This is a genomic window from Antrihabitans spumae, from assembly GCF_043944905.1.
GTDB lineage: Bacteria > Actinomycetota > Actinomycetes > Mycobacteriales > Mycobacteriaceae > Antrihabitans > Antrihabitans spumae.
In genome coordinates, this window is sequence record NZ_JBIMSN010000029.1 from 12,385 (window position 1) to 26,136 (window position 13,752).

The 13,752-nt window shown below is 63.9% G+C and carries 14 protein-coding genes; 6 read left to right on the plus strand and 8 right to left on the minus strand.

The features are described from left to right. The 4 genes from pstC to ACHIRB_RS07655 all read right to left on the minus strand — a co-directional run bounded on the left by pstC (nucleotide 1) and on the right by ACHIRB_RS07655 (nucleotide 4,150). The gene (pstC, locus tag ACHIRB_RS07640) at nucleotides 1–1,047 is read right to left on the minus strand and encodes a phosphate ABC transporter permease subunit PstC (protein ID WP_395112474.1); all 1,047 of its coding nucleotides are present in this window, start codon (nucleotides 1,045–1,047) and stop codon (nucleotides 1–3) included. An 82-nt stretch (nucleotides 1,048–1,129) separates the two neighbouring features. After that, nucleotides 1,130–2,227 carry a phosphate ABC transporter substrate-binding protein PstS gene (pstS, locus tag ACHIRB_RS07645; RefSeq protein ID WP_395112472.1) on the minus strand — a complete coding sequence of 366 codons (1,098 nt, stop codon included), beginning with the start codon at nucleotides 2,225–2,227 and terminating at the stop codon, nucleotides 1,130–1,132. Between the two features lie 255 nt (nucleotides 2,228–2,482). Beyond that, on the minus strand, nucleotides 2,483–3,379 hold the full coding sequence (mshD, locus tag ACHIRB_RS07650; RefSeq protein ID WP_395112470.1) for a mycothiol synthase: 897 nt from the start codon (nucleotides 3,377–3,379) through the stop codon (nucleotides 2,483–2,485). Next, nucleotides 3,380–4,150, minus strand: a complete 771-nt coding sequence (locus ACHIRB_RS07655; protein ID WP_199705231.1) for a winged helix-turn-helix transcriptional regulator — start codon at nucleotides 4,148–4,150, stop codon at nucleotides 3,380–3,382. Between the two features lie 172 nt (nucleotides 4,151–4,322). On the opposite strand from ACHIRB_RS07655, the gene ACHIRB_RS07660 reads away from it, so the two are divergent. The 6 genes from ACHIRB_RS07660 (at nucleotide 4,323) to ACHIRB_RS07685 (ending at nucleotide 8,414) form a co-directional block, all read left to right on the plus strand. After that, nucleotides 4,323–5,102, plus strand: coding sequence for an LmeA family phospholipid-binding protein (locus ACHIRB_RS07660; RefSeq protein ID WP_395112468.1), 780 nt, complete (start codon nucleotides 4,323–4,325; stop codon nucleotides 5,100–5,102). Further along, on the plus strand, nucleotides 5,099–5,536 hold the full coding sequence (locus tag ACHIRB_RS07665; RefSeq protein ID WP_395112466.1) for a thioredoxin family protein: 438 nt from the start codon (nucleotides 5,099–5,101) through the stop codon (nucleotides 5,534–5,536). The genes ACHIRB_RS07660 and ACHIRB_RS07665 overlap by 4 nt, the downstream gene beginning before the upstream one ends. Nucleotides 5,537–5,830: 294 nt before the next feature. Beyond that, a complete protein-coding gene (locus tag ACHIRB_RS07670; RefSeq protein ID WP_395112464.1) occupies nucleotides 5,831–6,316 on the plus strand; it encodes a DUF4395 domain-containing protein in 486 nt (161 codons plus the stop codon). Between the two features lie 80 nt (nucleotides 6,317–6,396). Further along, nucleotides 6,397–7,230: a sulfurtransferase gene (locus tag ACHIRB_RS07675; protein WP_199705224.1), complete on the plus strand. Its 834-nt coding sequence runs from the start codon at nucleotides 6,397–6,399 to the stop codon at nucleotides 7,228–7,230. A gap of 2 nt (nucleotides 7,231–7,232) precedes the next feature. Beyond that, entirely contained in the window at nucleotides 7,233–7,538 is a 306-nt protein-coding gene (locus ACHIRB_RS07680) for a DUF1416 domain-containing protein (RefSeq protein ID WP_199705222.1), read from the plus strand. A 195-nt stretch (nucleotides 7,539–7,733) separates the two neighbouring features. Then, nucleotides 7,734–8,414, plus strand: coding sequence for a heme-binding beta-barrel domain-containing protein (locus tag ACHIRB_RS07685; protein ID WP_395112462.1), 681 nt, complete (start codon nucleotides 7,734–7,736; stop codon nucleotides 8,412–8,414). On the opposite strand, the gene ACHIRB_RS07690 is transcribed toward ACHIRB_RS07685, so the two are convergent. The 4 genes from ACHIRB_RS07690 to cydD all read right to left on the minus strand — a co-directional run bounded on the left by ACHIRB_RS07690 (nucleotide 8,411) and on the right by cydD (nucleotide 13,736). Next, entirely contained in the window at nucleotides 8,411–9,262 is an 852-nt protein-coding gene (locus tag ACHIRB_RS07690; RefSeq protein ID WP_395112460.1) for an SDR family NAD(P)-dependent oxidoreductase, read from the minus strand. The two genes, ACHIRB_RS07685 and ACHIRB_RS07690, sit on opposite strands and share 4 nt — an antisense overlap. A gap of 57 nt (nucleotides 9,263–9,319) precedes the next feature. Beyond that, the gene (locus ACHIRB_RS07695; RefSeq protein WP_395112458.1) at nucleotides 9,320–10,060 is read right to left on the minus strand and encodes a Clp protease N-terminal domain-containing protein; all 741 of its coding nucleotides are present in this window, start codon (nucleotides 10,058–10,060) and stop codon (nucleotides 9,320–9,322) included. A 234-nt stretch (nucleotides 10,061–10,294) separates the two neighbouring features. Next, nucleotides 10,295–12,055, minus strand: coding sequence for a thiol reductant ABC exporter subunit CydC (cydC, locus tag ACHIRB_RS07700; protein WP_395112456.1), 1,761 nt, complete (start codon nucleotides 12,053–12,055; stop codon nucleotides 10,295–10,297). Nucleotide 12,056: 1 nt separating this feature from the next. Continuing rightward, nucleotides 12,057–13,736 (minus strand): thiol reductant ABC exporter subunit CydD, encoded by a 1,680-nt coding sequence (gene cydD / locus ACHIRB_RS07705; RefSeq protein WP_395112539.1) that lies wholly within the window; start codon nucleotides 13,734–13,736, stop codon nucleotides 12,057–12,059. Nucleotides 13,737–13,752 lie beyond the last annotated feature (16 nt).

Below are 13,752 nucleotides of genomic sequence, written 5' to 3' on the forward strand. Positions count from 1 at the left end.
TCAGGCCTTCTTTCCGGCGATGATGGCGCGGGCGAACGAGTTGACGATGAACGTCAGCACGAACAACACGAGGCCGGCGGCGATGTAGGCGCCCGCTTCGAGGTTGTTGTTGAACTCGGGTGCGCTGGAGGCGATCTGCGTTGCGAACGTCTTGCCGCTGTCGAACACCGACCAGCCGAAGAAGCCCGGCGTCGAGGAGAGGATCAGGAGCAGAGCAATCGTTTCACCGAGCGCACGTCCGAGGCCGAGCATCGAACCACTGATATAGCCGGATTTGCCGAACGGAATGATCGTCGTCCGGACCATCTCCCACCGGGTGGCGCCGAGTGCGAGCGCCGCTTCGATGTTGGTACGCGGTGTCTGCATGAAGACCTCGCGCGTTACGGCCGCGATGATCGGAAGGATCATGACGGCGAGCACGATGCCGCCGGTGAAGATCGTTCCGCCCGCCCTGACGTCGATGTCGCCGTAAGCGAAAATCGGTATCCAGGAAAGGTTTTCGTTGAGCCACAGTGCAACGGGCGCGATCGCAGGCGCGAGCACGTAGATGCCCCACAGGCCGTAGACGATCGACGGCACCGCAGCGAGAAGGTCGATGACGTACGCCAGCGGCGCTGCAAGGCGCTTCGGCGAGTATTCGGTGAGGAAGATCGCGATACCGAGTGCAATCGGCATCGCGATGATGAGCGCGATGATCGAGACGAACACGGTGACCTGCAACAGGTCCAAGATGCCGAAATGCATTGCGGCCGTGTTGTCGGTCTCCCACGATCCGCGGAAGGTGAGGAAGTTCTCCTCGTTGTTTCGAAGCGACGGAATCGCTCGCCACAGCAGGAAGAACGCCACAGCGCCGATGAGGAAGACGATGAACGTTCCCGAGCCGACAGCCAGGCCGGAGAAAATACGATCCCCTGGGCGGACAACTGTCTTGCCGCTTTTGACCGGTGGCACTGGCGGTTCCTTTCCTTGCTTGGCAGTCACCGTCGCCGCCGAAGTCGCTTCCGCTACTGACGGCATCGTTCGCGGTTGCGGAGGTGCGTCGCTCATCTTCGCTCTCTTAGCTTGTTCGAGAAAACACGGGGCCGACCACCCCGCCCGGCTCTGCGCCGGGCGGGACGATCGAAGGGGGTCACGCGATGGCGTTGATAGCCGTCGTCACGCGCTCTTTGAACTTCGACGGCAACGGCGCGTAGCCGACGTCGGCGAGTTCGGCCTGGCCTTCGTTGACCGAAACGGTCAGGAAGTCTTTGACTGCCGCAGCGGTCTCGGCGTCATAGCCCTTGGAGCACACGATCTCGTAGGTGGCGAGCAGGATGGGGTAGCTACCCGCTTCCTTGGAGCCGTAGATCGACGCAAGGTCGAGCGTCAGGTTGTTGCCTTCGCCCGCGAACTTTGCGGCGTCGACCGACTTGGAAGCCGTATCCGCCGTCAACTCGACCGGGCCGCTGCCGCTGTCGATCTGCGCGTAGACGAGCTCGAGGTCGTCGGCGTAGCCCTTCTCGACGTAGGTGATCGAACCCGAGATGCTCTTGACCTTTTCAGCGACACCCGAAGACTTCTCGGCGCCTTCACCCGCGCCACCCTGCCAAGCGCCGTCGTGGCCCTTGTTCCAGCTCTGCGGGGCAGCGGTCTCGAGGTAGCGACCGAAGTTCTCGCTCGTTCCGGACTTGTCCGACCGGTAGACCGGTGTGACCTTCGTGTCGGGCAGCGTCACTCCCGAGTTGAGAGCGGCGATTGCCGGATCGTTCCACGTGGTGATAGCACCGGTGAAGATCTTCGCGGTGACGTCGGCGTTCAGAACCAGGTTGTCGACGCCGCTGATGTTGTAGGCGAGGGCGACCGGTCCGAAGACGATAGGCAGGTTCCAGGCGTCGTTACCCGCACAACGCTCCTTTGCCTTGACAGCCTCTTCCTCGCTCAGTGCCGAGTCGGAACCTGCGAAGTCGACGTTCTTGGAAAGGAACTGCTCGCGACCCGCACCGGAACCGGTCGGGTTGTACGCGACGGACTTGCCCGAGCATGCGGCGCTGTATGCGGCGCTGAACAGGTCGAATGCGTTCTTCTGTGCCGAGGAACCCTCAGCACTGAGCTTGTCCTTGCCCTCGCACTTCACGTCGCTGGACGATGCGGTGGTTGCGCCCTCTTTAGTGTCGTCGCCGCCACATCCGGCTGCGGTCAATGCCACGACCGCGAGTCCGATAAGGACGCTGCTGCGCTTACGGTTCACCTAATTCCTCCAGGAATCTCGATCTACCGCGCTCTCTAGACAGTGCTAGCCGGGCGGCGAGTTGTGGATGCCGGAGCAAACCCGGCACCAGGCAGCGTGACGCCGCCCATCGAGAAAGGTAAAGGCACGTGGTGGACAGCTGGTCCCAGTTCGATGAACGGGAGGTGAACAGGCTGGTGGTTATGTCCGGTTCGGAGTATTCATCGCGTCGTCGAGTCGCGTACGTCGGAGACTGTCTTCACAGGTAGACGACGTTCACTCACCAGCGGTATAGGCAACGTCTGTGTAGTGCGTCTCGAAACCGAGCTTGCGATAAACGTGCACAGCCGCAGCGTTGTCGGCCTCGGTGTAGAGCAGCACATTGGCGAGACCACGGTCGCGGAGATACCGCAACCCCGCGACGGTGAGCAATCGACCGAGACCCTTGCCATGGATATCCGGGTCGACGGCGACGACGTACACCTCGCCGATATGCGGCTCGACCTCGGTATGCACCTTGGTCCAATGAAAGCCGAGGACCCGATCGGCCGAGTCCACAGCGAGGAACAACCCGTTCGGGTCGAACCAGGGTTCAGCTCTTCTGGCGGAGATGTCTTCCGCGGTCCAGCTGCCCTGCTCCGGATGCCAGTCGAAAGCCGCATTGTTGACCCGCAGAATTTCGGCGTCGTCGGCGTTGCGGCGATAGGTACGAATCGAAACATCTTCGCGCACATCGAGTTCCGGCAAAGGTGTCGACCAAAGGGAGCGGCGCATCTGCAATAGCTCGCGTGCGGTGCTCAGCCCGAGGCGAGTCGCAACGGCCTGAGCGGGCGCGAGATTGCCGTGCGCCCAAACCCGTGCGCCGGTTCCGCCCGCGCCGAGGGCTGCGGTCACCAGGTCGCCACCGACGCCGTTGCCGCGCGCATCCGGCGCCACGACGACCTCGGTCATCGCGGGGTGGTCGGCGGTGCCTGGAACGAGGTTGGCGTAGCCGACGATCCGGCCGTCGACCGACCTGACGAGGTGGCGGGTGTCGGACGTATGCGCCAACGACAGCACCACCTGCTCCGAAACAGGTGCTGTGCCATCGGCCTTCGATGCGGCAGCGATCAGTTCCCGGACCCGAACGACGGCGGCGTCGTCCAGGGTTGTCGTCCAGTCAGCAGCGGTCACTCAGGGTGCCGATCCGTTCGCAGGTGCGTATTCGGCGTCTTCCGGTCCGTCGTAGTCGTCGACGTCGTCGGCTACGGCGACAGGATCGACCCTGCTGGCGTTGCGGGAAGGACGGACGGCCTTGTATCCGACGTTGCGGACGGTTCCGATCAGTGACTCGTACTCGGTGCCCAACTTCGCGCGCAGGCGTCGGACGTGCACGTCGACCGTCCTGGTGCCGCCGAAGAAGTCGTAGCCCCAGACCTCCTGCAGCAGCTGCGCGCGGGTGAACACACGTCCGGCGTGCTGAGCGAGGTATTTGAGAAGTTCGAATTCCTTGTAGGTGAGGTCGAGCGGACGCCCACGCAATCTGGCGGTGTAGGTGCCTTCGTCGATCACGAGTTCGCCGAGTGTGATCTTGCCGGTGTTCTCGGGACTTGCGATGCCACCGCTGCGACCCACGAGCAAACGCAGCCGCGCATCGAGCTCGGCGGGGCCGGTCCCTGGAAGGAGGATGTCGTCGAGGCCCCAGTCCGCGTTGACCGCGACGAGGCCGCCTTCGGTCAGTACCGCAACCACTGGTATCGCCGAACCTGTGGTGCCGAGCAGCCTGCACAGACCACGCGCAGCAGCGAGATCGATCCGTGCGTCGACAAGAGCAACGTCGGCCGTGCCTGCCTCGAGTAGCGACGACACCTCGGTCGGCGCGGGCCGCACTGTGTGCGACAACAGCGCCAACGAAGGAAGCACTGCCTCGGGATTGGAGTCGGAAGTCAGTAGGAGTAGTTCCATGAAACCCTCCCTCTCGCCGTGACGCATTGGATTTTCGGCCGCACGTCGATGTGACAGACATTTGTACTTTGCGTGACAGACTAGCGCGCCGACGTGCGTTTCCGTGTCCTGGCGAGGGTGCAGGGGCATCGTCGTGGCAGATGAGGTTCGACGTTTCGGTAACAATGGTGTGGTGCGGAAACTCATCATCGGGCTCGTGTGCCTTCTCGGCCTCGCCGTCGTCGTCGACTTCGGCGCGGCGGCGTACGCGGAGTACAGCGTTTCCAGGGCCATCCGCGACGGCGCCGAGTTGAATTCCGATCCCGAAGTGACGATCCACGGTTTTCCGTTTCTCTCCCACGCTGCCAACGGCAAGTACAAGAGTGTCGACATTCGGGCGAACGGCGTACGCGCCGACCTCATCGGCAACACAACCGTCGAGGCGACACTCACAGGTGTGTCAGTACCCGTCAGCGATCTGGTCGACGGCAATGTCCACCGAATCCCGGTCGATCGTGTCGAGGGCCGCATCCGCATCGACGCCACCGAGCTCGGCAAGCTATTCGATATCCCTGACCTGCAGGTTTCCGCCGCACCCGCCGACAAATCCGACGGTACGGGCGGTTCGGGCGGAAGCGGGTTGTTCACAACCGGCGGCGTTGTCCTGACCGGCACGGTTCCGATCGGCCCGATCGAGACCAAAGTGAGCGTCGAGGCCGAGCTCGTCCTCGACGGCGACAAGCTGCGGGTCCAGGCAACGGACTTCTACGTCGACGCCGGGGCAGGCATCGGTCTGAACATTCCGATTCCCGATCGCGACGGCGTACTCGGACTGTTCACCCGGACGATCGACACAAGTCAGCTTCCGTTCGGTGTGCTTCCGACCAAGGTGACGGCGATCGGATCGCAGATCGTCATCGAGGGTTCGGGTAACAATGTCATCATCAACCTCGACGACCTCCAGAAGACATGACGCAGATCACAGTACTGATTCTCACTCTCCTCGTCGCAACGATTGCCGGCGTCGCATTGCAACGCCGAGCAGGCAAAGTCCGTGCGACCAAGGCGTCCGACAACACCGACAGCGAGCGGATCGAACTGCTTTCCGGCGTCGGCGTCGGCACTGCCGGGCCGACGGTGTTGCACTTCTCCGCCGATTGGTGCGGTCCGTGTGCGGCTGTGCGACGGGTCGTCGGTCAGGTTGTCGCCGAGCTGGAACGGTCGCCGAAGCCGCCGGCCGAGGTCGAAGTCGATATCGACGAGCACCCCCGTCTTGCTAAGGAACTCGGCGTCCTCTCCCTACCGACGACCTTTATCTTCGACAGTCCAACTGCGGAAATGTTCCGCATTTCGGGCGTACCGACCTCCGCCGATCTGCGGACCGCACTGGTCCCGCTGAGTAGCTGAAAACTGCAGGTCAGGCCGCAATCGAACACCGAGGATTCAACTTTGCCCAGAAAAGGGTAAACTCCGCCACGTGCAAACCTGCCGCGAGCTGATGCTCACCCGTCGCCGCACAGTTGACCTGTGCCGCCTCGGCGGCTGTTGTTGTCGCCCCTGCCTCTAGATCACCAGGCCAGGTCTGCTGCTCCCTTTCTTGGGCGAGCGATAGCTGACGTCCACGCTGTTCGGCCGATTCGGTGCTCTACATCGCCGCGATGCCTCGCATCCCCTCGCCCACATCCTGCGCAGGAGCACGTCATGTCAACAACCTCTCACACCTCGTCCACCCCCACCTCGACCGTCGCCGTCGATCAGGTCGACGTCCGCGGGCCCCGATTCGCCGCCTGGATCACGACTGCTGTTCTGGTCGCCGTTCTGGTCACCGCGGCTTTCTCACCGGTCGTCGCGGGCGTTCTGCTTGCACTGCAGGCCGTCGTTTTCGCGATCGGCGCCGCAGTGGGGCCACGTAGGAGCCCATACGGCCAGGTGTATGCCAAGTTGGTTGCACCACGCGTCGGCCCCCCGACCGAGCGTGAACCAACCGCACCGCTGCGCTTCGCGCAACTGGTCGGGTTCGTCTTCGCAGCCGTCGGAGTACTCGGATTTGCCATCGGAGCGCCGCTCGTCGGTGCTGTCTTCGCCGGGTTCGCTCTTTTCGCCGCCTTCCTCAACGCAGCTTTCGGAATCTGCCTCGGCTGCCAGGTCTACCCACTAGTCGCCCGCTTTCGTCCGGCGACTGCTTGAGCAACCCCCACTCTTTTCCCCTGCTCGAACAACCCGCACGAACAATTCGAACGTCACAAAGAAAACCCGAAAGGAACAACATGGCTCGCTCCGACGTCCTGGTCTCAACTGACTGGGCCGAGCAGAACCTGAACGCACCGAAGACCGTTTTCGTCGAGGTCGACGAAGACACCGCCGCATACGCGGATGGTCACATCGAGGGTGCGATCAAGCTCGACTGGAAGACTGATCTGCAGGACCAGGTCCGGCGTGACTTCGTCAACCGCGAGCAGTTCTCCGATCTGCTGTCGGCACGTGGCATCGCGAACGACGACGAGGTTGTCCTCTACGGTGGCAACAACAACTGGTTCGCCGCGTACGCGTACTGGTACTTCAAGCTGTACGGCCACGACAACGTCAAGCTCCTCGACGGTGGCCGCAAGAAGTGGGAACTCGACGGTCGTCCGCTCTCGCGTGACGAGGTCACCCGCGAAGCGACGCAGTACAAGGCAGCCGAGCCGGACCTGACGATCCGCGCGTTCCGCGACGAGACCATCGAAGCAATCGGTGTGAAGAACCTGGTCGACGTGCGTTCTCCCGACGAGTTCTCCGGCAAGATCCTGGCACCGGCTCACCTCCCGCAGGAGCAGAGCCAGCGTCCGGGCCACATCCCCGGTGCAATCAGCGTGCCGTGGAGCAAGGCAGCCAACGAGGACGGCACGTTCAAGTCCGACGAGGAGCTCACCGAGATCTACGGCGAAGCCGGCCTCGACGGATCCAAGGACACCATCGCCTACTGCCGGATCGGCGAGCGCTCCAGCCACACCTGGTTCGTGCTCAAGGAACTGCTCGGCCACGAAAATGTCAAGAACTACGACGGCAGCTGGACCGAATACGGCTCACTCGTCGGCGTACCGATCGAATTGGGAGAATAGATATGTGCGCAGCACCAACACAGGGCCAGGCCATTCCGGCCGGCGTCGATGTCGAGAAGGAAACTGTTATCACGGGCAAGGTCGTCGCCGGTGACGGGCAGCCGGTCGGTGGCGCGTTCGTTCGCCTCCTCGATCGGTCCGGAGAGTTCACGGCCGAGGTCGTCGCTTCCGGCACAGGCGATTTCCGCTTCTTCGCGGCACCGGGCGACTGGACCGTGCGTGCGCTGTCGTCGTCGGGCAACGGCACTTCCGCTGTGAGCCCGGAGGGCAACGGCGTGCACAAGGTAGACGTCACCGTCGGCGTCTGACGTACCTGCCGAACGGGCGGTTGTCGCGCAATGTCTTCGGGCGTTGCTGCGATAACCGCCCGTTCGTCGTTTCCGATACGGCGGGGCTAAACTACTCCTCGTGGTCCTATTCTTCGAGGCACTCCTCGCGCTGGCATCGGTGTTGATCACCTGGTTCGGGCTGTATGTCATCTATCGACTGGTGACCGACGAGTCGTGAGCCAGGACCCTTCGGAGACATCCGCTCAGGGGCCTGACGATCACGTTGCGCGTCGCAGTGGCGATCAGGCTGTCGCCGACGCTGCCGAGCGTGCGCGGATAACGGCGACCCTCAACATCGCGACGCTGCCAGACCTCCCCCTGCCGGAGGACACAGCGAATTTGCGACTCGGTCCGGACATCAACCCCGCGATGCTCGCGCTGCTCCCCCTGGTCGGTGTCTGGCGCGGTGAGGGTGAAGGCAACGATCCCGAGACCGGCGACTACCGCTTCGGGCAGCAGGTTGTGGTGTCCCACGACGGCGGCGACTACCTCAATTGGGAATCTCGATCCTGGGTCCTCGATGCCGACGGTGCCTACGTGCGCCCCGACCTTCGCGAGACCGGTTTCTGGCGCGTCAGCGGTGACGGCACCAAGGAGAACGAGGTCGTCGAGCTGCTACTGACCCACAGCTCGGGGATCGTCGAGTTGTACTACGGCCAGGCGCTCACGCAGTCGTCGTGGGAGTTGGCGACGGACGTGGTGATTCGCAGTCAGTCCGCCGCGGTTGTCGGCGGCGCGAAGCGGCTCTACGGCATCGTCGAAGGCGGTGACTTGGCCTACGTCGAGGAACGTGTCGTAGCCGACGGACCGCTCGTGCCGAGGTTGTCTGCTCGGCTCGCGCGCTACATCGGCTAGCTCTGGTCCGTTACCGACAGGACTCGGCTTTCGTACGCAGCCCGTGCCGAATGATCGACGCCTGTGAGCGCACGGTTTCCGTCCGCAAGGCTGCGAACCAGGTTCAGCAGTCGCTCGGGCGCGACCGCGAGGCCGAGGTCGATCGCCGAAAGATAGCCCGGCACAGGCGTTTCCGCCTTACGTGAACGACAGGTCGCGACGATGGCAGCCGCAACGTCCTCTGGATCGACGGTAGGCATACCGTGGCCGAGTTCGATACCGGAGGACAGCATGGTCCGAACCGCCGACGGCAGAATGGTGCTGACGCTGACGCCGTGCGGCGCGAACTCGAGTCGGGCAGCGGCCGAGAGTCCGACGGCTGCGAACTTGCTCGCGTTGTAGGCGACGAGCCCGGGGATCGGAATCTTGCCCGCAAGCGAGGCGACGTTGACCACGTGTCCGTAGCCTCGATCGATCATGCCGGGCACCACGACGCGCATGCCGTGGCTCAGCCCGAGCACGTTGATGTCCATCGTTGCTTCGATGATCGCGTCCGTCTCGTCGAGAAACGCCGCCACCGGCATCACACCGGCGTTGTTGATGAGCACATCGACCCGACCGAGTTCGGCAACAGCCTTCTCCCAGTCGTCGCGGGAACGCACATCGAGCTGCAACGCTGTGGCCGAACCGCCGATTGCGCCCGCTGCGACTTCGGCCGCTGCGAGATCGACGTCGGCGAGGACAACTCTCGCGCCTTTCGCTGCGAACAGTTCCGCGGTTGCGCGACCGATCCCCCGGCCACCACCGGTGATCAAAACGATCGAGTCCGACAGATCGATGCGTGGATAGCTGTTTCCGAATAGCGTCATGGTTTCGGATACTAGCGGTATTTCAACGCGAAATGAAAGAGAGCCTCGCCGACGAAGTCACTCGCCCGCGTTGCGACTGCTCACGATCAGCGCGTTCAGCGTTTCGACAATGTCCGACTCGACCTTGGCCTTGGCCACACCGAGCTCCGAAAGTGGCCCGCTGCCGTTTTCGAGTTCGAGCAGCGCAAGCAGGATGTGCTCGGTGCCGATGTAGTTGTGCCCCAACCTCAATGCCTCGCGGAAGGTCAGCTCGAGCGCCTTCTTGGCCTGCGCGTCGTACGGAATCAACTCGGGAACGTCTGCAACGGCAGTCGGCAGCATCGCCGTGGCCTTCTCGCGCACTGCCGCCAGGGTTGCACCGTGCGACTCGAGGAGCATTGCGGCGAGGCCTTCCGGCTCGGCAAGTAGGCCGAGAAGAATGTGCGTCGGGCCGATGTGGTCGTTGCTTGCTGCGCGCGCTTCGTTCTGCGACGCCATCACCACGTTCTGCGCGCGCGGAGTGAACCTGCTGAAGCCCTGCTTCGGGTCGAGGTCCGGCGTCTCACCTTTGGCAACAAATCTCTTCTGAGCAGCCTGCTTGGTGACGCCCATACTCCTGCCGATGTCGGTCCACGAAGCGCCGGAACGCCTGGCCTGGTCGACGAAATGGCCGATCAGGTGGTCGGCGACATCGCCGAGGGCGCCCGCCGCAATCACGGCATCCGACAGTTGATCGAGCACGTCGTCATGGATCTGCTTGATGGCCTCGATCAGATCGTCGAGGCGGACCGGATTTGTCATCTTGATTGGCTTCGTCATGCGTCAACCATAAGTTGACGATCCACCAATCGTCAACCCTTTGTTGACGAGCAGGTGTCGGAAATGCGAACGACCCCCGAGCCATACCGACGAAGACGTGAACGTCGTTCGCAGGTTCCGGTCTGGACAAGACCGGAGGCTCGGGGGCCGGGTAGCTGCCTTGGATTCGCTAGCCGCTCGCGCGGAGAAGAATCCGTCAGCGGTAGCGGCTAGCTGACAGCCACCTCACGCGTCCTATGGATAACCAACTCCAGACCACCTCCTCTCTTGTGTACTCACGAAAGTACGTGCCTCCGCCGCGTTCGGCAACGTATTTTCGCGGTCCGCGAAATCGAGAGAAAGCACCTGGTCAGGGGTGCAATCCCGGGGAAGGTGATGGGTCACGACGACGACGGTGCGACGGGGGTGCACCAATCCGGAACCGCGCTGCAGCAAAGCGGTCAGCAGGTCGGCGCCGGCCTTGGCATCGAGGTGCTCGGTCGGCTCGTCGAGTAGCAGCACCTCGGCGGGCGAGCAGATCGCACGGGCAAGCAAGATGCGGCGGCGCTCACCGCCGGATACGGCCCGCTCGCCACCGGTCAGGACCGTATCGAGACCGTTCGACAAGCCGTCCAACCAGTCACCAAGGCCAACCGAACGCACTACCGTCTCGGCCTCGTCCGCGCTCAGCTCACCTCGCGCCACACGCAAGTTCTCCAGCACAGAGGTGTCGAAAAGGTGGGCGTCCTCCGCGAAAAACGTCGCAACGCGTCGCACGCTCGCTGCCTCGAGGTCGGTGATGGGCGTGCCACCCAACGTGAGCCGACCTTCGACGGGAGGCAGCAATCCCGCGAGCGTCATCAGCAACGACGTCTTGCCGACTCCGCTTGGGCCGGTGATCGCGACCCGCGCGCCGCGGGCGAGATCGAGATCTATTGCTCTGGTGGACTTTTCGGGACAGGTCGACCAACCTGCACGCAGCCCGCGAGCGCGCAGGACCCAATCGTCGACGGAAGCTCTGCTGGTGCCGACCTTCGTCGTCGACGCAGTATCGATGAGGGCCGTGTCGATAAGGGCCGTGATACGTCCCGCCGCTATCCGCGCTCGGCTGACCGCCTGCGCGGCGACCGGGAGCGGTCCGACTGCCTCGAACGCGGCCAAGGGCAGCAACACCAGTATCGCAAGCGCCATCGGCGTCATCGTGCCGCCGTCGTAGGCAACAACGCCGATGAGCAGCGATCCGAGCACGCTCACCCCGGTCGCCAACGGTGTCGCGGCCGCCGCGAACGCCGCGCGTGGCGCCGCTCTGTCCGTGGCCGCAGCAACCTCCGCACTCGCTGACCGCGCCGCTTCGACGACGGCGTCCAACCTGCCCGCAACCCGCAACTCGGCACCATGGTCGAGTGCGGCGACAGCGTGTTCGGCATACTCCGCGGTCGCAGCCATGCCCGCGAGTTCCGCAGTCCGGGCTGCGCTGGTCGCCAGCCACGGCGCGACGATGCCCGCGACGGCGAGAGACACAGCGAGAATTCCCGCTGCCGCCAAAGAGATGGTGGCCAGCAATCCGATTGCGGCGAAGGACAATACAACCGCAACAGCCATGGGGACGATCCCGCGCACGACGACCGCGCCGACCGTATCGATGTCCTCGCCGGTTCGTGAGAGCAACACACCGCGTCGCACACCCGTCACCGCCGCAGGGTCACCAGTCGCCAGGCGGCGATAGATGTTCGTTCGAGCAGCAGTCATGCCACGAAACGCGGTGTCGTGACTCGCCAGTCTTTCCAGATAGCGAAACACCCCTCGCGAAATTCCGAGCGCACGTACCGCAACGACGGCCACCGTCAGATCGAGCACCGGCGGCATCTGCCAGGCTCGTGCGATCAACCACGCTGCCAAAGCCGCCAACGCCAAGCCACTGCCGAGTGCGACCGCTCCGAACACCACCGCGGTCGCGATCCGGCGAGGCTGCAATTGCAGCAGAGCCAGAGCGCGCCACAGCGGGTCGGTGCTCATGTCAGATCCCTTCCCCTTGGAGCGTGGACTCCGCATTCACGGTGTGCCTGCCTACCTCGACGATCACGTCCGCGGCGGCAAGTACGGACGGACGGTGTGCCACGACGACGACGGTCGCGCCGACATCGGCGCACCGAACGATCGATTCGAGTACCGTTGCCTCGCTTGCACTGTCGAGGTGCGCCGTCGGCTCGTCCAGCAGCAGAATCGGTTTGGCCGACACGAGTGTTCGGGTGAGCGCGAGCCGTTGCCGTTGCCCGAGCGACAGCCCGACCCCGCCCGACCCGACAACCGTGTTCCAGCCGTCCGGCAACTCGGCGAGGACGGCGTCGAACCCTGTTGCCGCACATACGCGATCGAGGTCGACGCCGGGTTCACCGACGAGCTCGAGGTTTTCGCGCAACGTTCCAGGCACAAGTACCGGACGCTGCGGAAGCCATGCGATGTGGTCCCACCACCACGCCCGATCGAGTTCGCCGACGTCGATACCGTCGACCGTAACCCACCCGCGGTCCGGTGCTACGAGACCCAGAACCGCCTGCAGCACTGTCGATTTACCGCTGCCGTTGGCACCGGTCAACACCGTCACCGAACCTGGGCGAAAGACAGCACCGAATTCGTTCGGCGCGAAGCCATCGCGGGAGCGCACACCGAGCCCGCCGACCTCGATGATTCCGTTCAGGCGAGCGGGCCTGCGCTCGCCTGCGCTCGGTGTGGCTTCGCGCGCAGCGAGAACTCCGAAAACCTTTTCTGCCGCAGCCATTCCGTCTTCTGCAGCATGGAATCGTTCGCCTACCGACCGGAGTGGGTGATACACCTCCGGTGCCAGGATCAGAGCGATGATCGCGGCCTGCAGTCCCATCTCGCCGAAGACGAGCCGCAAGCCGATGCTGACCGCAACGAGGGCGACACACAGGGTCGCCAGCAGCTCGAGAACCGCCGAGGACAGGAACGCAATTCGTAACGCCGACATCGCAGTTCGCCGATGTGCGTCGCCAAGTTCCTCGACCCGGGCCTGCGGTCCCTGTTCGCGACCGAGTGCGCGAAGGGTCGGCAGGCCTGCAAGCAGGTCGAGCAGTTGGGACGACAGCGTCGACATCGCCTCGAGCGTAGAGCGCGACTTACCGCGGGTCAGCAGACCGATCAGGATCATGAACAGCGGAATCAGTGGCAGCGTCACACCGATGATCGCAGCCGAGATCAGATCCTGCGTCGCGATGACGACGAGCACCGCAGGCGGAACGATGACGGCGAGGATCAGTGCAGGCAGGTAACCGGACAGGTAGGGCCGTAGATCGCCGATGCCGCGGGTCAGCACCGTCGCGAGTTCGCCTCGCCGCGAATCGAGTTCGCGAGGCTCGAGGCCGACTGCAGCGGCAAGCGCTTCGCCTTCGAGGTCGGCGACGACGTGCGATGCGGAGCGGTGTCCGAGACGGGCCTGCAGCCACACCCCGACGACTCGTATCCCGAACGCTGCGCCGAGAATCGACAGCAGCAAGGTCCACGACTCGGCCGTCCGCTCACCTGGTTCGGTGATGATTCCTGCGAGCAGTGCACCGATCACCAAGGCCGAGACGATGATTGCCGCGGTGATCAGCACCGACAGCGCAACGCTCAGCACCAAGTACTTGCGCGCCGCGTGCGAGTACCGCCACAGGCGCGGGTCGATCGGACCGCGCATGCGACTCTCGACGGCG